Below are 17,462 nucleotides of genomic sequence, written 5' to 3'. Positions count from 1 at the left end.
ACTGTGTCCTGTCGTCTTGACGACGGTTCGAGGAATCGCGTGACTCGTGAGCGATTTCATCGGCACCACTGACGAGCTTCTCGCGGTGAAGACGGGGCTGACCCGGAACCAGTTCCTGATCTGGCTCGGGCAGGAGACCGTGCCCGACAAGCCGATCTTCAACGAGCAGAGCGTATTCATCATTCACGGCGAGGTCGATGTCTCCCGCTTCGACGAAGCCCTGCAGCATGTGATCGACGAGGCGGACGCGCTGCGCACCACGATCACGCGCGCCCATGGCCGCCCGAGCGCCGAGGTGCAGGAGCACCTGGCGTTCCAGTCCGATTTCGTCGATCTGTCCGGAAGCACGGATGTCGATGCCGAACTCGACGCCTGGGCTGTGCGCAACGTCGACGCACCCATCGATCTGACCGTGCGGCCCTTCGAGTCCACGGTTCTGCGGCTGGCTCCGAACAGGTACGCCTGGGCGCTTCTGTGTCACCAGATCCTCACCGACGCGACGTCGATGGCGTTGATCTATCAGCGCGTCGGCGACTGGTATCTGCGCCTCTCCGGTCAGGATGCGCCGTCGCTCGAGGAGGCGCCGTCGTTCGCGTCGTATGTGGAGCACGAACTGGCGGACGCGCACTCTCCGAAGCAGAAGATCCGTGAGGCGTACTGGACGGAGAAGATCACCGAATCCGCTGACCCGGTCACCTTCTACGACGGTCGGGTCACCCCGAAGGCGGTCTCCCGTCGCCATCGGGAGGAGCACTCGCTGGGACCGGCTCTCAGTGGGACGGTTCGCGATTTCGCCCGGTCGGACGGCATCCGCTCGTTGTCCGAGCACCTCTCCTCGTACAGCGTCTACTGCGCTGCGGTGATGACGTACCTGCACAAGATGAGTGGCCATGAGCGGATCGCCATCGGAGCGACCTGGCACAACCGGCCCCGGGCGTTCCAGTCAACCATCGGCCTGTTCATGGTGCAGAACCCGTTCGACGTGAGCGTGGACGCCGACGAGACCTTCCGGAGCCTGGTCAAGAAAGTGCAGGCCCAGGCGCTCGCCACGATGCGGCACCTGCCCTACGCGGCAGGCAATCCCGGGGGCCGCGCCTACGATGTGACGCTGAACTACCTGAAGGTCGTCATCGATCCTTTCGCGGGCATGCCCATCGAGCATCGCTGGTACCGGCCGAGTCACGGTGACGGCAGTCTGCAGATGCAGATCCACGACATCGTCGGAAGTCGGGACGTGACGTTGTCCTTCGATTTCAGCGACGAGGTCTTCGCGCCCGCCGATCGTGAAGCGGTCTTCGCGCATTACACCTCCTGCCTCCGGAATCTCATCGAGAATCCGGATGAGCCGATCCGCTCCCTGCCGATGCTCACCGATGCCGAGCGCCTCGAGCTCGACGCGTGGAACAGCACTGCGCGCGACTACACGCCCGACGAGACTGTCGTGGATCTCTTTCGGCAGCAGGCGGACCGGCGCCCGCACGCGGTCGCCGTCTCGTGCGGCGAGCGGCAACTGACGTACGCGGAACTCCTCGAACGGACTCACGCCGTGATGCAGGAACTGCATTCCGCCGGAGTGACGTCCGGCACCTCGGTCGGCGTGTTCTTGAACCGCTCCGTCGACCTGCTCGTCGGTGTTCTCGGGGTGCTTGCGGCCGGCGGCACCTACGTGCCCTTGGATCCGGCTTTTCCCCGCGAGCGCCTGGACTACATGCTCGAGGATTCGGGTGTCGGAGTGATCCTGACCGAGACGGATCTGCACGGTGAGCTGGATGTGGGCGGCCGCACCGCCGTCGACATCGATCTGCTGAGCACGCCGACGGCGGTCGTGGGCTGGGAAGAGGCACGGCCCGCGCCGGAAGACCTCGCGTATGTCCTGTACACGTCCGGATCCACCGGGCGACCGAAGGGCGTCGAGATCCCGCACAGTGCGCTCACGAACTTTCTGCGCTCGCTCGCGGAGACGCCCGGCTGCGGTGAAGACGACACGCTCCTGGCGGTGACCACACTGTCCTTCGACATCGCGGCGCTGGAACTCTATCTGCCCCTCGTGACGGGCGGGCGGGTCGAGATCGCCTCGCGCGACAGCGTCGTCGATGGACGACTGCTGCGCTCGCACCTCGACAGCGGCGCGATCAGCATCCTGCAGGCGACACCCGCGACGTGGCGGATGCTGATCGATTCCGGCTGGAGCGGAACCCCCGGGCTGAAGGCGCTCATCGGAGGTGAGCCGCTGCCCGCCGACCTCATCCAGCCGCTGATCGACCGGACGGATTCGCTCTGGAACATGTACGGCCCGACCGAGACGACCATCTGGTCATCCGTGGCGCACATCGCGACCGCACCGGCGGTCATCAGCATCGGCCGTCCCATCGCCAATACGGGCTTCCATGTCGTGGATGCCGCGCTGCAGCCGGTGCCGATCGGCGTGGCCGGCGAGCTCCTGATCTCGGGTGCGGGTCTGGCTCGCGGATACCGCGGCAGGCCCGAGCTGACGGCGGAGAAGTTCATCGCGGCGTCCGCGAACGACCACGCGCTCAGCCCGAGGCTCTACCGGACGGGGGATCTCGTCCGATTCACCCGCGCAGGGGAACTGGTGCACCTCGGACGCATGGATCATCAGGTGAAGATCCGAGGGTTCCGAGTCGAGGTGGGTGAGGTGGAGTCGGCTCTCTCGACCCATGACACCGTCCAGCAGGCCGTCGTGGTCGCCCATCGCGCAGACACCGCCGCCGCGGCGCTGATCGCGTATGTCGTTCCCGCAGAGGGCAAGGTTCCCACCCCCGAGAAACTGCGTGAGCATCTGCGCAACACCCTGCCGGACTACATGGTTCCGCAGCGCTACTTGGAGCTGTCCGCGCTTCCCCTCACTCCGAACGGGAAGATCGACCGGCAGCGGCTTCCTGACCCTGATTCCGCGGTCGAGACTGACCCGGCAGGCACATCGAGCACGCTGTCGCCGACAGAGGCACGTGTGGCGGCAGTCTTCTGCGAGGTCCTGAACCTGCCGCAGGCCCACGTCGACAGCGACTTCTTCGAGCTCGGCGGTCAGTCGATCCTCGCTCTGCGGCTCGTCTCGCGACTGGGTGAGGACTTCGGCGTCGATCTGCCCCTGCAGGTGCTTTTCGAAGCCTCCACCGTCGGCTCGCTGAGCCGACGGCTGCAGATGCTGGTCTCGCCGGCCGCGGAGTCGGGGGCGTTCTCGGCGGAGGATGCCGACCTCGAGCAGAAGCTGCGCGTGATCTGGGAATCCGCGCTCGGAACGGAACCTCCCACCGAACGCGCGGTCGCCTCCGCGATGACTGACGCGCAGGTCTTGACACTGCTCACACGCGTCAGGCAGGAGTTCGGCGTCGCCGCCGAGGGCCTCTCGGCGCTCGACTTCCGCTCCGATCCGACGGTGTCCGGACTGGCGCGGGTCCTGCGCGATGCTCTCGAACCGCCTCCTGCGCTTCTCGTGCCCCTGCAGCCGCATGGAGAGAAGGCACCTCTTTTCCTCATCCACGCCGGCGGCGGCTATGTCTTCTTCTACCGAGCACTCGCCGCGCGGCTGGGTCCCCAGCGGCCCGTGCATGCCATTCGCGCCGCCACGCGCCGAGACAGCCGCCGATACCGATTCGATCGCACAGCGAGCATCGAGAACCTCGCAACTCGGTATCTCGAGGAGATCAGAGCCGTTCAGCCCGAAGGTCCCTACTATCTCGGGGGATCCTGCTTCGGTGGGGTCGTCGCTTTCGAGATGGCTCAGCAGCTCACCGCCCAGGGGCAATCGCTCGGAGCCCCGGTGCTTCTCTTCGACTCGTACGTCGGGAAGGTCGGCGGCGAGGATTGGCGCGGCTACCTGTCGCGCACGCTCCGCGCCGTCGCGGACCGGCTCGGAGCGCGTTCGGGTGCCCACCCGGTGGCCCTCGTGTGCGCGATCGCCGTCGCAGCTGTGCGGCGACCGGCGGAAGCGCTCAGACTCGTTCCGCTCACCGCGCGATCTCTGCGACACCGGGTGCGTGGAGCAGTGCAGGTCATTCGCATTCGCCAATGGTTGCGGGACAACATGTCGCGCCAGGAGACCCGGTCCACCGAGCAGGGTCAACTGGATATGATGCACACCTTCCTGCATGTCGCGATCGACCTGGTGACGAAATACCAGCCGAAGCAGTATGCCGGACAGGCTGCGCTCTTCAAGGCGACCATAGGCCCCGACCCGGAGCCTCTCTGGGCGCCCTGGGTGGCGGGCGGGCTGGATGTGCATGTCATGCCGGGTGAGCACCTCGACATGATGGAGGAGCCCTGGGTGGAGCGGACAGCGCAGCGGGTCAGGCAGATCCTGGACAGCTGAGCGGTCACGTCCGCCCCCGCTGAGGGGAGCGTCGGCTCGGCTCGGACGCCGGGTCGCTCACACGCGGCTCAGCACACCATCCGTCTCGCGGTAGCGAGTGTCGGTCGAGGGGCAGACCCAGGATCCGTCGGTCTCGCCCGCGGTGAGAGGAACCCCGGCTTCGCCCACCCATCCGACCCGGCGGGCGGGCACCCCCACGACAAGCGCATAAGCGGGAACATCCTTCACGACCACGGCGCCGGCCGCCACCGTCGCCCACTCCCCGATCGTGACGGGCGCGACGCAGGTCGCGCGTGCGCCGATCGACGCGCCCCGCTTGATGACAACGCCGACAGGCTGCCAGTCGTGCGCGCTCTTCAGCGTGGCATCCGGATTGACTGCCCGAGGGTAGGTGTCGTTCGTGAGTACGACGGCCGGTCCGATGAAGACTCCGTCGCCGAGCCGGGCGGGCTCATAGACCAGCGCGTAGTTCTGCACCTTGCAGTTGTCGCCCAGCACGACCCCGGGGCCGATGTACGCGCCCCGCCCGATGATGCAGTTCTCCCCGATCGTGGCGTCCTCGCGCACCTGCGCGAGATGCCAGATCGATGAGCCGTCGCCGATCGAGGCCCCCGCGGATACATCGGCGGAATCTTGAATACGCACATCGGTCGTCATGCTTTCCAACCTACGCGCCACTGCGCCGTCCGACGATACTTCGGCGAATGCGACAAGACGCCCGGTCGGTCTGGCGCACCACCGGTTTCGGCGACTTCGCCCATAGACTATTGCGAGCGGCGCCATCTGATCGCCGCTGGCACGCTCTCGCATCCCCAGTGCGTGCGTGTCGGCGTGGAGCGTCCCCAGTGCTCTACGTCTGCGGCCCCAGCCGAGTCTCCACTCGCTGGGGCCGTGCACTTGCCGGTCAGGGCGCCGCGCACACGCGGTAGCGGGGTCCGGCGACGAGCGTGGGAGTGTCGCACCGCGCGCCGGTCAACTGGGGGACGTCGGCCATGGCATCCGCATCCCACAGCCCCACGTGCGCACCTGACATCACGATCGGAGCGATCGCGGCGCCCCACGGTCGTGCGGCCAGCCACGGCGTCCCGGTCTGCTGCACCCACTGGCGGATCGGCTCCACAGCCGCCCGCTGGGTGGCGAGCGTCTCCGAGCGCGGCACGGTGGTCTGCTGCACGTGTCCCGCCACGCTCCAGGCGAGCGAGCCGCTGAGCAGCGCCACCAGAACGGCGCCCAGGACCCGTTCGACGCCTCCCCGGCTCACCAGCACCCGCGCACCCCAGACGGTGCCGATCACGATCACGGGGAAGAACGAGAGCACCCCCGCGGCCGGATGCCGCACCCACAACGGGGTGTGCGCCGCCGTGGACCACCAGGCCACGAACGCGAGCCCTCCCACCGCCGACGCGGCGACCAGCATGACCGCATGCCGATCGGCATCCGTGACTCTCCGTCCGACGACCAGCAGTCCGGCGATGATGAGCGCCGCGCACAGCACCGTCGTCGCGACGGCCATCCACGGCGGCAGGAACCAGGCTCCGGCGAGCGTCTCGAGCTTCTGCGCGACTGTCGTCGGCTGCACGTGCTGACCGCCTCCGCGCACGAAGCGCACCAGACCGCGCAAGTGCTCCACGAACTGCGCCGGCCCCATCGACAGGAACGCGGCCACCTCGACGAGCAGAGTCGGCACACCGGCCAGCACCAGCGGCAACCACCCCCGCTTCAGGGTCTGCACGATCCGCTGCCAGCCGTGCCCAGGCGCGAGCACCCAGAGTGCGACCGCGAATCCCGGCAGCGCCAGCAGCGCGATCAGCTTGGCCTGCACGGCAAGCCCGACGAGCAGTCCCGCCAGCCACGCCCGCCGCGGCAGCACCACGAGCGCCCATACCAACAGCGCCGCCGCCGGGATCTCACCGAGCAGATCAGTGGGGCCCTGGAGGGGAGAGACACTGCCGAGGCCGTTGAAGGCCAGCGGCACCGCGGCGGCGATCAGCGCCGCCCATCGACCCGCCGTGCGACGACCGAGCACGACCAGGCCGGCGACCAGAGCGATCCAGAACCCCAGGGGCACCATCCGCGCACTGATCACGGCATCCGCTCCGAAAGCCAGTGCCACTGCCACCGGCAGCAGCACCGTCGGCCCGGTCGAGATCCGCGGATCGAACAGGGTGATCGTCGAGCCCGACAGGGCTCCGTCGCTGGCGTAGCCGAGCCCCGCGAGAAGGTTGCGCGGCACGGTCAGGTTGAACGCCTCGTCCTCCCAGAAGCGGGCCCCCAGGCTGTGCTGGATCACGACCACGTGGCAGACGACCAGCGCCGCCGCCAGCAGCCAGAAGGCGATCGTGCGGGCGGGCCTCATGGCGTCCGGTGCCTGGAGCGGATGCTGCGCAACGGCGCACCAGGTCGCAGTGACAGGCGCCAGGCCTCGCACAGCGCACCGATGACGAATCGGCGCAGCCGCGGCGGCGGAATCAGCGCCGTGACGCCCCCACCCCACATGGTGCCGCTCGTCGACGCGCCGCGGCGAGGGACGCTGCGCACCGCGACGTAACGCACGAGGAAACCGCCGCGGGCCTCAGCCAGGGAGAAGTGCACGTGCGGCACGAGCGCGTCCGCGGGCACCGCATCCGCCAGCAACCGCAATGCCGCCGGCCGGTACGCGCGCAACGGCGTGTTGACATCGGGGACGCGGTGACGTGCCACCGCGGCGATCATCAGACCCACCGCCCCCGTCAGCACCCGCCGATACCAGGCATCGGTGCGGCTGTGGCGCACACCGTGCACGACATCCGCTCCGGTGCTCTCGATCGCCTTCACGAGACGCGCGAAGTCCGGGCCCAGGAACTGGCCGTCCCCGTCCACGTGCACGAGCAGATCCGGATCGAGCGCCAGCCCACTGCGGTACGCGGCCAGCGCGGTCGGCCCGTGCCCCCGGTTGCGTGGCTGGGGCTCCACCCGCACGTCGTCGATGCCCGCAAGCGCAGCGACCGTGGCATCCGTCGACCGGTCATCCGCGACGACGAACGTGACCCGATCGGCGAGAGGCGCCACGTGCTCACGGATCTCGTCGATGAACCCCCGAATGCCCTCCGCCTCGTTGTAGGCGGGCATCACGATGACGAGATGAGCTACGGACACACGGATCCTCACAGTACGACGAGAGCGGACGGTCGCACTCCCCCGGTATTCTATGGGAGCCATGAAGATCCACCCCCGACTGCGTCGGCTCGCCTCTGTCGGGAGTCGCTTCCTCGTCGTCGGTGCGCTCAGCACAATCATCGAGATCGCGGCCTTCAACCTGCTGGTCTACGCGCTGGGCGTGGATGTCGTGTGGGGCAAGATCATCGCTTCGCTCGTCGCCCTGATCAACGCCTATTTCGGCAACCGGGAGTGGACCTTCCGCAACCGCGACCGCCGCGGACGGGTGAACGAACTCGTGCTGTTCGTGCTCACCAATGCCGCCTGCACGGGACTGGGCGCGCTGCTGCTGTGGTCCGGGGTGCAGGGCGTCGGCGCTGTTCTGGGCAGACCCGCCGGTCCGGTCGCCGTGAACATGGTGAATCTCGTCAGCATCGCGATCGTCGTTCTGGTGCGCTTCGTGCTGTACCACACGCTGGTGTTCCGCGTCAGCCCGTCGAAGCGCTGACGCGGAACGTCTCAGACGGATCGACGTCGATCAGCGGCGGTTCACCCGGCGTCGGCACAGCCCGGCGCGTCGATGCTGACCGCCGTCTGACGCACCATCGGCGTGTGGCGCACATCGAGTGGCCCGTACTCCCCTGCTGCCCCCAGGTACTCGACCGTCAGCGTGTGCTTCTGACCCGGCACGTTCTGGAACGGCACCATCACGGCGTTCCGCCCCAGGTGCTGCTTGGGAGCGGGAGCCAGCTCCTTGCCGTCGACCAGCACCTTCGTCACGGTCGCCCCGACGGGGCCGTAGACGACCAGGTTCGTCGCGATGACGCCCTTCTTGAAGAAGCGCGCCGGCGCGACGTACTCGGGCAGATCCGCGGCCTGCGGGGAACTCAGGGTGTTCGTGATGGTCGCGCTCACCTCGAAGACCGGCTTGTCGGGCGCGGTGCACTGCGTGGTGCTCGCGGCCATGTCCAGCTGCATGTAGTAATCGAGCTTGCCCTCGGTGTAGTCGTTCACGTAGGCGCCCACGGTGGTCGTTTCCGCGTTCGTCGTGGGCATCATGCCCGAGAGCCGGGATTCGGCCAGCAGCTCGGTCTGCTTCTCGTCAGAAGGCTGATACATCAGCCGGCCCTCGTCGACGGCTTTCGTCAGACTCTCCAGCAGAGCCTTCGGCTCGGCCTTGCCCGAGGTCAGCGCGTCGAAGATCGCGCGCGTCGACAACGCGAACACAGCGTCCTGCTGGGCGGGAATCGGATACTGGGCGTACACGTCGCTGAGGAGGAAGGGCACGGCGTTCTCGGCGGTCAGGGTAAGCGGCTGATCGAGGACCTTGACCTTCTGACCGTTGAACTCCAATGTCTCGTTGGGCACCTCGGCGGGGCCGGTCGCCTTGAGCAGGTAGCCCAGCGCGACAGGGTCGAACGACACCACGGCATCGATCGGAGTGTTGAACTGCTCCGCCCACCAGGCCCGCACGATTCCCGCCGTCTCCGGGAAGTCAGGAGTGAGCGTGGAGTCCTGGATGTAGCGGCCGATCTTGTCGCCGTACAACGCGGCCGTCTCGGGGTTCAGCTCGGTGATCGGCTGCGGCCGGTTGTTCTTGAAGTCGCTGCTGGAGGCCTGCCGGCCGATGCTGATCCTGCCTTTGTCGACATCGATGCGCACCAGCGCGGCCGGGTTTCCTCCGCTGCCACGCGACTCGGCGTTGTTCTGGAAGATCAGCAGATAGTGCTTGGGGCTCTCGGCGCCGAGGGCGTTCGGCAGCACATCGAGGATCTCGGTGGCCGGACCCAGCATCGGCTCGAGCTCGTCGACCGTGCCGGTGAGCTTGTCGAGCGCACCGCTGACCTGAGGGATCAGCGCGTCGGTGTCGATCGTGTCGAGTTCCTGAGAGGCAGCCGTCACCGCGGTGGATGCCTGGGCGATGATGCCCTGCATGGTGTCGATGCCGGTCAGGTCGACCGCGCCGGCCTTCGGCTTGAGCGCGGCCAGCGACAGGTCGGTCGCCGGGACGACCGCGTCCGTGACGAGGTCATCGGTCACGGCAGCGGCCGTGCGCACGGCATACAGGTTCGGTCCCACGAAGGGGATCCACTCCATGCTCTTCCAGACGCCGTCGTCGGTCTGAGCGCGCGCGTCGGCCGAGAGCACGGACAGCTGCGCAGCCAGCTCCTTCGCGTTGGCATTGTCGCCGGCGAGGATCGCTTCGGAGGTCTGGGACGCCAGGGGCATCGCCTTCTCGAGCGAAGTCTTCGCGCTCATCGCACGGTCGTACACGTGGGCGCCGGCCAGGCCGCCGATCACGAGCACCGCGATCAGGACGAGAAGGATGCTGATCGGGATCCAGAACCGGAAGCTGCGCAGCAAGGGGCGCCGCGGAGGCCGATCGTCATCGCCGTCGTCCAGCGCGGTGAACAGCTCCTGCTCGAACTGCACGAAGTCGGTCTGGTTCTGCCGCTCTCGCTCGGCGCGCCGTTCGGCTCGGGTAGTCATAGCTCCATCGTAGGTTCACGTCGTTGTGCGAAACGGGTATGGCGGGTTCGCCGACGCCGCCGCGCGTCGAGCACCGCGACCGCGACCAGCCCGAGCGCGGCGCCGGAGACGTTCGCGATGATGTCGTGGACGCTGGGCGTGCGGTCGGCGAGGAACAGCGCCTGCACCGACTCGATGGTCAGGGACACGAGCAGGGCGACGGGCATCACGAGGTACCTCGCGCGTCGCAGCAGCAGCGCGAGGCCCACGCCGAGGGGCACGAACAGCAGGATGTTCGCACCGAACTCGACGCGCTCGTATGTCAGCACCGGGAACACCTGGCTGATCAGTCGCAGAAGGCGACCCGACCCGGAATCGACCGGCTGAGGCCAGAACCCGATGAGCGCCAGGGCGACGCCGTAGACCACCACCCAGGTCGACACGCGCCCCCACAGCGGGGGGCGCGGACGACGAGGGTCGGCCCCAGCTGTCACAATGCCAGATGCTGACGCACGAGCGCCGCGAGCGATTCCGCGTGCGCGTGCGCGGTCTCGGCATCCGCAGCCTCGACCATCACCCGCACCAGCGGTTCGGTGCCGGACTTACGCAGCAGCACGCGACCGGTCGACCCGAGCGCGGACTCGACGGCCTTCACCGCGTCCTGCACGCCGACATGATCGGAGACGGCGTCCTTGTCGACGCCCTTCACGTTGATCATCACCTGCGGATACACGGTCATCACCGAGGCGAGCTCGGCGAGCGTCTTCTTCGTGCGCGCCATCTCGGCCACCAGATGCAGACCGGTCAACACGCCGTCACCGGTCGTCGCGAACTCGCTCATGATCACATGGCCGGACTGCTCGCCGCCGAGCGAGTAGCCGCCGGCGTTCATGTCCTCGAGCACGTAGCGGTCGCCGACGCCGGTCTGGCGCACGGTGATGCCGTGCTCGCGCATGGCGACGTGGAGCCCGAGGTTGCTCATCACGGTGGCGACGAGCGTGTCGTCGACCAGCTTGCCCCGGCTCTTCATCGCGACGGCGAGGATCGCCATGATCCGATCGCCGTCGACGACGTTGCCGTCGGCGTCTACCGCGAGGCAGCGATCCGCGTCGCCGTCATGGGCGATGCCCACGTCGGCCCCGACCCGCACGACCTCGGCGGCCAGCTTGTCGAGGTGCGTCGATCCGACACCGTCGTTGATGTTGATGCCGTCGGGGTCCGCGCCGATGACGGTGACCTTGGCGCCGGCGGCGCGGAACACCTCGGGCGATGCTCCGGAGGCCGCGCCGTTCGCGCAGTCCAGCACCACGTGGATGCCATCCAGCCGATGCGGCAGGGAGGCCAGCAGGTGCAGGATGTAGCGATCCTCGGCATCCGAGAATCGCTCCACGCGCCCCACGTCGGAGCCGGTCGGCTGCAGCTTGGTACCGGCCGCCATCGTCGCCTCGATGCGCTGCTCGACGAGGTCGGGCAGCTTCACTCCGCCTCGGGCGAAGATCTTGATGCCGTTGTCGGGGGCGGGGTTGTGCGATGCCGAGATCATCACGCCGAAATCGGCGTCGATGTCCGAGATCAGGAACGCCGCGGCCGGGGTCGGCAGCACGCCGGCATCGAGCACGTCCACGCCGGAGGAGGCGAGTCCCGCCTCGACGGCCGCACTGAGGAAGTGACCGGAGACGCGCGGGTCGCGTGCGACGACGGCGGTGAGCCGCTTGCCGACGGTGCGACGCGCCTCGGCGATACGGCCCTGGCCCAGGACGACGGCAGTCGCCTGGGCCAGGGTGAGCGCAAGGTCGGCAGTGAGGGGGCCGTTGGCCAGCCCCCGCACGCCGTCCGTACCGAACAGTGCCATGAAGGAACTGCGGATCAGCGCTTGGAGTACTGAGGAGCCTTGCGAGCCTTCTTGAGGCCGGCCTTCTTGCGCTCGATGACGCGGGCGTCACGCGAGAGGAAGCCGGCCTTCTTGAGGATCGGACGGTTGTTCTCGGCGTCGATGTTGTTCAGCGACCGGGCGATGCCGAGGCGCAGTGCACCGGCCTGGCCCGAGTCGCCGCCACCGGAGATGCGGGCGATGACGTCGTACGCGCCCACGAGGTTCAGCGCCGTGAACGGGTCGTTGATCAGCTGCTGGTGCAGCTTGTTCGGGAAGTAGTCCTCGAGCGTGCGACCGTTGACCGTGATGGTGCCCGATCCGGGGATGAGGCGCACGCGGGCGATGGCCTGCTTGCGGCGGCCCACGGCGGCACCCGGCACGGAGAGCACGGGGCGAGGGGTCGACTCCACGGCCTCGGCCTCAGGGCTCGAGGTGGTGAAGTTCTGCGGGAATTCTGCGGTGTCCTGAATGTCAGCCACGAGTATGTCCTTAGTCTGAGCGGCGCTTACTGGGCGACCTGGTCGAGGGTGTACGGCGTGGGCTGCTGCGCGGCGTGCGGGTGCTCGGCACCGGCGTACACCTTCAGCTTCGACAGCTGCTCGCGGCCCAGGGTGTTCTTCGGGAGCATGCCGCGGACGGCCTTCTCCACGGCGCGGACCGGGTTCTTCTCGAGGAGCTCGGCGTAGCTGGTGGCCGTCAGACCGCCCGGGTAACCCGAGTGACGGTAGGCCATCTTCTTCTGGAGCTTCTGACCCGTGAGGGCCACCTTCGCCGCGTTGACGATGACGACGAAGTCGCCGGTGTCCACGTGCGGGGCGAACGTCGCCTTGTGCTTGCCGCGCAGGATTGCTGCTGCGTGCGAAGCGAGGCGGCCGAGAACCACGTCGGTGGCGTCGATGACGATCCAGTCACGCTGGATCTGCCCGGCCTTCGGGGTGAATGTGCGCGTCACAATAGTGCTGCTTTCTTGATTCGAACGGAGAGGTTCGTGAATCCCACTCCGGGGTGGTTCTCCGTCCGGTCCCTGAGCCTGTCGAAGGGCCGAGACGGGAACACGCCAGTGGAGGGCTCACGTTCGTCGTACCGGCACCTCGGCAGGCCGAAGGGCAGGCACCAAGGAGTCAGCTTACCGCATGTCGACGGCTTTCGGCGCCAGAGCTACGCGGCCTCGGCGGTGATCAGAATCGGACGATGATCGCTGGTGCCCTGCGGCAGCGTCGTGATGCTGGAGATGTCGAACCCCGATGAAGTGGCGAAGTCGTAGTGCCCGCGGAACACCCGGTAGCGCGTGTACGTGCGGTCATCGCTCAGGGTCAGCCGATATCCGTGCTCGCGCACCGACTGCCCGAGGCTCTCCTTGAACACCGGATAGTTGTAGTCCCCGACCATGAGCACCGGCAGGCCGGGCCCGAGCGCCTGCAGCGCGTCCAGCCCGGCACGGATCTGGTTGCGGCGCAGCGAGTTCAGGGCGGTCAGCGGGGCCGCGTGGAAGGACGCCACGATCAGTCCGTGTCCGGTGTCGATGTCCCGCAGCCGGGCGCCGAGCACGCGTTCGTTGGCCGGTTTGAGCACGCGGTCGTGCAGGGACTTCTTCAGCCCGATCGTGCGCACCTCCTCGACGTGGAAGAGGTTGCTGCGCAGATACATCGCCAGGCCGAGCCGGTTGCCGCTCGTGGCCTGCACGAGCGTGAGCTCACCGACCGCCTCCGGCAGCACGGCCGTGTCGCACTCCTGCAGACAGAGGATGTCAGGGTCGTGCTTGGAGACGAGCGCGCCGAGCTCGGTGGCAGCACGGTGCTTGCGCAGGTTGTACGAGATGACTCTCATAGGCCCACGGTACCGCCGTCGCCGACGCACGACCGCCCTCTTGACGGGGCGCTCATCCGTGGACTCACCCCTCCCGATCGCGCCGGGCACGGGTCTGCTCGGCGCGGGATGCCAGCAGCGAATCGTCCGGATAGCCGACCTCGGCAAGAGTGAGTCCCCGCGCGGGCAGCACCTTGAAGGCACTCGTGCGCGTCAGTTCATCGCGCAGGCGAACGACATCATCGACGGAGAGCCTGCCCTCCCCCACGGCCGCGCAGGCGCCGACCAGTGCGCGCACCATGCTGTGGCAGAACGCGTCGGCCTTCACCTCGGCGACCAGCACGCCTTCGGCGTCCCGCGCCCAACGGTAGTCCAGGAGCGTGCGGATCGTGGTGGCCTCCTCGCGCGGCTTGCAGTAGGCGGCGAAATCGTGCAGCCCGATGAGGGTGCGCGCAGCGGCATCCATGCTCTGCCCGTCGAGCTCTGCGCGCACGGTCGTGGTGTCGTTGCGGCGCATCGGGTCGTAGCCGACGGTCAGGTCGGCGAGGCGATAGCGGTAGCGGCGCCACACCGCCGAGAAGCGCGCGTCGAAGCCCTCGGGCGCGAGAGCGGAGCGGGTGACGGTCACATCGGGGTACTGCCCGAGAACACCTCGGATGCGATGGGCCAGCGCGCCGGCCGGATCCGATCCCGCGCGCCCCTGCCGCGCCCGGATCCGGGCCCACTGCGCGTCGTCGAGATCCACGTGCGCCACCTGGCCGGACGCGTGCACCCCGGCATCCGTCCGTCCGGCGACGACGAGACGCGCTTCGGATCCGAGGATGCGCGCCAGCGCGGCCTCCAGCACCCCCTGCACCGTGCGCAGAGCCGGTTGCGTGGCCCACCCGCGGAAGTGGGTGCCGTCGTAGGCGATGTCCAGGCGAATGCGCACCCACCCAGCCTAAGCTGGAGCCCTCCCCTCCTCTGCGAAACCCTCCCCCTCGTCTTGATGTCTCCGTCCTCGCCCCACATTCCGCGTTACGCGGGGCTCGATGGGCTGCGGGCGATCGCCGTGGGCCTGGTGCTGATCTATCACCTGTTCCCCGGCGCACGACTGTCGAGCGGTTTCGTCGGCGTCGACGTGTTCTTCGTCGTGAGCGGATTCCTCATCACGTCGCTGCTGCTGCGCCCGTCCCGGCACACGCGACGTCATCGGCTCATCGATTTCTGGCGCCGTCGTGCGCGCAGGCTGCTGCCCGCACTCGCGCTGATGCTCACGGTGAGCGCGACCGCGGCATGGCTGATCGGCGGCGACGTGCTGGTCGGCATCGGGCGGCAGCTGGTGGGAGCGGCGACGTTCAGCTACAACTGGGTCGCGCTGGCCGGGGGTTCGGATTATTTCGCCGCGACCGAGCCCGAGCTCTTCCGCAACGTGTGGTCGCTGGCCGTGGAGGAGCAGTTCTACCTTCTTTGGCCGCTGCTGCTGCCGGTGCTGCTTGCGGTCCTCCGGATGCGGTGGATCCTCGTCGCGTTCGCCCTGCTCGCCGCAGCGGCGTCGACGTGGTGGATGTCGACGCTGGTGGATGCCGGCGGGATGACCCGCGCGTATTTCGGCACCGACTCGCACGCCTTCGGCCTGCTGCTCGGCATCGCGGCGGCCTTCGCCCTGCAGCATATGCCGGAGCGGGAATGGTTGCGAGGCAGGGCGGCCCGGGTCGGCGGCGCGGCCGTCGGGATGCTGGGACTCGCGCTGATCGTCATCGCGGCGGCGGTGCCGGCCTCCTCGGGAGCGCCTGCCTTCCCCGGACCGCTGCTGATGGCATCCGTCGGCACTCTTCTGGCCGTCGTCTCGGGCGTCATGCCCGGGTCCTGGTTCGGGCGCGCGATCGATGTGCAGCCGCTGCGATGGATCGGGGATCGCTCGTACGGCATCTACCTCTGGCACTGGCCGGTGCTCGTGCTGATCACCGCGGCGAGCGGTCTGGGCGTCTCCGGCAGCGTCGCTGACGTGCCCGTCTGGGCGGGCGTGATGGCGCTGCTGCTGTCACTGGTCGTGGCGGCGATGTCCTACCGCTTCCTCGAGACTCCGCTGCGTCGGCACGGATTCCGTCGCGCGCTGCGCGCCGCGCGGCTGCGTCTGGCGCGCGGACCCCGGAGCCGACTCGCGATGCTGGGCACCGTGCTGGCGGGAGCGCTCGCGCTCAGCGGGACGACCGCCGCCGTCGCCGTCGCTCCGCCGATGACGACCTCCGAGATGTCGATCCGCGCGGGCCAGAGGGCCATGGCGGCCGAAGCAGCGCGACCCAGACCCGCACCGATCCCCGAGGCCATCAGCGGTGACGACGTGACCGCGGTCGGCGACTCCGTGATGCTGGCCTCCGCTCCCGCCCTGTACGAGAAGCTGCCCGGCATCCATGTGGATGCCGCCGTGTCCCGACAGAGCTGGGCGGGGCCGGACATCATCGACGCGCTGGCCGCATCCGGACGACTGCGCGAGCACGTCGTCGTCGCGCTCGGCACGAACGGATCGCTCGACGGCGGGGCGCTGCAGAAGATGGCGGATGCCGTGGGCCGCGACCGTGATCTCGTGCTCGTCAACGCCTACGCGCCGCGCGACTGGATCGCCGGCGTCAACAGCGACCTCGCCGCCTTCGCCGACGCCCGCAGCGGAGTGGTCGTGGCCGACTGGGCAGCGGCCATCGCCCCGCACGAGGAGCTGCTGGCCGGCGACCGCATCCACCCCGGCATGGCCGGCGGCCGCATCTTCGCCGACGTCGTCGAGCAGGGCATCCGCGCATCCGAAGCCGAGCGCGCCGCGCGAGCCGCGCCTAGGGAGCGGGTGCCGATCGCGCCGTGAGCGCCCCGCCCGGTGCTGTTCTCGACTCGCGCTGCTGTTCTCGGTGCGCGCTGCTGTTCTCTCGGCTCGCGCTGCTGTTCTCTGCTCGCGCGCCAGGGATTTACGCCGCGGGTGCGGAGAACAGCAGCGCGATCGGCTCTGTGAAAGCCGGTCTCAGTCGACTTCGCGCACGACGTTGCGCAGCGTCCCGAGTCCCGTGACCTCGACCTCGACGACGTCACCGTCGACGATGAAGCCCTGAGGCTCCATGAAGAGACCGACGCCGCCGGGGGTGCCCGAGACGATGACGTCACCGGGCGCGAGCGGCGTGAACGTCGAGACGTACTCGATGATCGCCGGGATGTCGTTGATCAGGTCGGCGACCGAGCCCTGCTGACGCACCTCGCCGTTGACGCGGGTGGTGACCTCGAGCTTGGTGACGTCGCCGACCTCGTCGGCGGTGACCATGTAGGGGCCGAACCCGCCGGTGCCCGGCCAGGTCTTGCCCGGCAGCCACTGGCTGGCCTTGCGCTGCCAGTCGCGCACGGAGAAGTCGTTGTAGACGGCGTAGCCGGCCACGTGGTCGTAGGCGTCGGCCTTGGCGACCTTGTGGGTGGGCTTGGAGATGATCACCGCGACCTCCCCCTCGTAGTCGAACTGCGGCGAGATGCTCGGCTTCAGGGCATCCTCGCCGTGACCCATCTGGCTGTCGGCGTAACGGGCGAAGATGACCGGCGCCTGCGGCGCGGCATTGCCGATCTCGTCGCGGTGCGAGGCGTAGTTGACGCCGATGCAGATGATCTTGCCCGGGTTGTGGATGACGGGGGCGAGTGCGACGGCCGCGAGGTCGACGGGGTTCTCGGCGTAGTCGGCGAGCGAGTCGAGCGCGCCGTCCGCGATCGCCTCGGCGAGCGACGGCGCGACGGAGGTCGCGTCGTAGATCGTCTCGCCGTCGAGACGGCCCCACGCCACGGACTTGTCGGCGCGGTAGTAGCTGGTGAACTTCGTCATTGAATACTCCTGGGGAGGTCGGG

At 68.5% G+C, this 17,462-nt stretch carries 14 protein-coding genes; 3 read left to right on the top strand and 11 right to left on the bottom strand.

All coding sequences use genetic code 11. The features are described 5' to 3' along the window. Positions 1-46: 46 nt before the first annotated feature. On the top strand, positions 47-4,330 hold the full coding sequence (locus ACFQY2_RS06395; RefSeq protein WP_378744824.1) for an amino acid adenylation domain-containing protein: 4,284 nt from the start codon (positions 47-49) through the stop codon (positions 4,328-4,330). 57 nt (positions 4,331-4,387) lie between these two features. Here the strand turns inward: ACFQY2_RS06395 and ACFQY2_RS06390 are convergent, their stop codons facing one another. The 3 genes from ACFQY2_RS06390 to ACFQY2_RS06380 all read right to left on the bottom strand — a co-directional run bounded on the left by ACFQY2_RS06390 (position 4,388) and on the right by ACFQY2_RS06380 (position 7,465). Then, positions 4,388-4,987 (bottom strand): acyltransferase, encoded by a 600-nt coding sequence (locus ACFQY2_RS06390; protein ID WP_378744823.1) that lies wholly within the window; start codon positions 4,985-4,987, stop codon positions 4,388-4,390. 247 nt (positions 4,988-5,234) lie between these two features. Further along, entirely contained in the window at positions 5,235-6,686 is a 1,452-nt protein-coding gene (locus tag ACFQY2_RS06385) for a hypothetical protein (protein ID WP_378744822.1), read from the bottom strand. Then, a complete protein-coding gene (locus ACFQY2_RS06380; protein ID WP_378744821.1) occupies positions 6,683-7,465 on the bottom strand; it encodes a glycosyltransferase family 2 protein in 783 nt (260 codons plus the stop codon). Before ACFQY2_RS06380 ends, ACFQY2_RS06385 begins: the two co-directional genes overlap by 4 nt. Positions 7,466-7,526: 61 nt before the next feature. Here ACFQY2_RS06380 and ACFQY2_RS06375 point away from each other — a divergent pair, with 61 nt between their 5' ends. Then, positions 7,527-7,973 carry a GtrA family protein gene (locus ACFQY2_RS06375; protein ID WP_378744820.1) on the top strand — a complete coding sequence of 149 codons (447 nt, stop codon included), beginning with the start codon at positions 7,527-7,529 and terminating at the stop codon, positions 7,971-7,973. Between the two features lie 41 nt (positions 7,974-8,014). Here the strand turns inward: ACFQY2_RS06375 and ACFQY2_RS06370 are convergent, their stop codons facing one another. The 7 genes from ACFQY2_RS06370 to truA all read right to left on the bottom strand — a co-directional run bounded on the left by ACFQY2_RS06370 (position 8,015) and on the right by truA (position 14,544). After that, on the bottom strand, positions 8,015-9,955 hold the full coding sequence (locus ACFQY2_RS06370) for a DUF4012 domain-containing protein (RefSeq protein ID WP_378744819.1): 1,941 nt from the start codon (positions 9,953-9,955) through the stop codon (positions 8,015-8,017). Then, positions 9,952-10,377, bottom strand: coding sequence for a VanZ family protein (locus ACFQY2_RS06365; RefSeq protein WP_378744818.1), 426 nt, complete (start codon positions 10,375-10,377; stop codon positions 9,952-9,954). Before ACFQY2_RS06365 ends, ACFQY2_RS06370 begins: the two co-directional genes overlap by 4 nt. Positions 10,378-10,424: 47 nt before the next feature. Continuing rightward, positions 10,425-11,786: a phosphoglucosamine mutase gene (gene glmM / locus ACFQY2_RS06360; protein ID WP_378744817.1), complete on the bottom strand. Its 1,362-nt coding sequence runs from the start codon at positions 11,784-11,786 to the stop codon at positions 10,425-10,427. 14 nt (positions 11,787-11,800) lie between these two features. After that, positions 11,801-12,286, bottom strand: a complete 486-nt coding sequence (rpsI, locus tag ACFQY2_RS06355; RefSeq protein WP_378744816.1) for a 30S ribosomal protein S9 — start codon at positions 12,284-12,286, stop codon at positions 11,801-11,803. A 26-nt stretch (positions 12,287-12,312) separates the two neighbouring features. After that, positions 12,313-12,759, bottom strand: coding sequence for a 50S ribosomal protein L13 (rplM, locus tag ACFQY2_RS06350; protein WP_378744815.1), 447 nt, complete (start codon positions 12,757-12,759; stop codon positions 12,313-12,315). A gap of 206 nt (positions 12,760-12,965) precedes the next feature. After that, positions 12,966-13,634: an endonuclease/exonuclease/phosphatase family protein gene (locus ACFQY2_RS06345; protein ID WP_378744814.1), complete on the bottom strand. Its 669-nt coding sequence runs from the start codon at positions 13,632-13,634 to the stop codon at positions 12,966-12,968. A 64-nt stretch (positions 13,635-13,698) separates the two neighbouring features. After that, positions 13,699-14,544: a tRNA pseudouridine(38-40) synthase TruA gene (gene truA / locus ACFQY2_RS06340; RefSeq protein ID WP_378744812.1), complete on the bottom strand. Its 846-nt coding sequence runs from the start codon at positions 14,542-14,544 to the stop codon at positions 13,699-13,701. A 57-nt stretch (positions 14,545-14,601) separates the two neighbouring features. On the opposite strand from truA, the gene ACFQY2_RS06335 reads away from it, so the two are divergent. Further along, positions 14,602-16,449 carry an acyltransferase family protein gene (locus ACFQY2_RS06335; protein ID WP_378744811.1) on the top strand — a complete coding sequence of 616 codons (1,848 nt, stop codon included), beginning with the start codon at positions 14,602-14,604 and terminating at the stop codon, positions 16,447-16,449. 153 nt (positions 16,450-16,602) lie between these two features. Here the strand turns inward: ACFQY2_RS06335 and ACFQY2_RS06330 are convergent, their stop codons facing one another. Then, entirely contained in the window at positions 16,603-17,439 is an 837-nt protein-coding gene (locus tag ACFQY2_RS06330; protein WP_378744810.1) for a fumarylacetoacetate hydrolase family protein, read from the bottom strand. Positions 17,440-17,462: the final 23 nt, after the last annotated feature.

This window comes from Microbacterium sp. GCM10027623, assembly GCF_042666935.1.
In the GTDB taxonomy this organism is placed as follows: Bacteria; Actinomycetota; Actinomycetes; order Actinomycetales; family Microbacteriaceae; genus Microbacterium.
The sequence above is the reverse complement of the archived record's forward strand: the minus strand, read 5'-3'. Positions and strand labels throughout refer to the sequence as shown.

Bases quoted from the DNA above. Each gene is read 5' to 3' on its own strand.
- ACFQY2_RS06330 (WP_378744810.1), bottom strand. From the start codon at position 17,439: ATGACGAAGTTCACCAGCTACTACCGCGCCGACAAGTCCGTGGCGTGG.
- ACFQY2_RS06375 (WP_378744820.1), top strand. From the start codon at position 7,527: ATGAAGATCCACCCCCGACTGCGTCGGCTCGCCTCTGTCGGGAGTCGC.
- ACFQY2_RS06390 (WP_378744823.1), bottom strand. From the start codon at position 4,987: ATGACGACCGATGTGCGTATTCAAGATTCCGCCGATGTATCCGCGGGG.
- ACFQY2_RS06335 (WP_378744811.1), top strand. From the start codon at position 14,602: ATGTCTCCGTCCTCGCCCCACATTCCGCGTTACGCGGGGCTCGATGGG.
- ACFQY2_RS06370 (WP_378744819.1), bottom strand. From the start codon at position 9,955: ATGACTACCCGAGCCGAACGGCGCGCCGAGCGAGAGCGGCAGAACCAG.
- ACFQY2_RS06385 (WP_378744822.1), bottom strand. From the start codon at position 6,686: ATGAGGCCCGCCCGCACGATCGCCTTCTGGCTGCTGGCGGCGGCGCTG.
- glmM (WP_378744817.1), bottom strand. From the start codon at position 11,786: ATGGCACTGTTCGGTACGGACGGCGTGCGGGGGCTGGCCAACGGCCCC.
- ACFQY2_RS06345 (WP_378744814.1), bottom strand. From the start codon at position 13,634: ATGAGAGTCATCTCGTACAACCTGCGCAAGCACCGTGCTGCCACCGAG.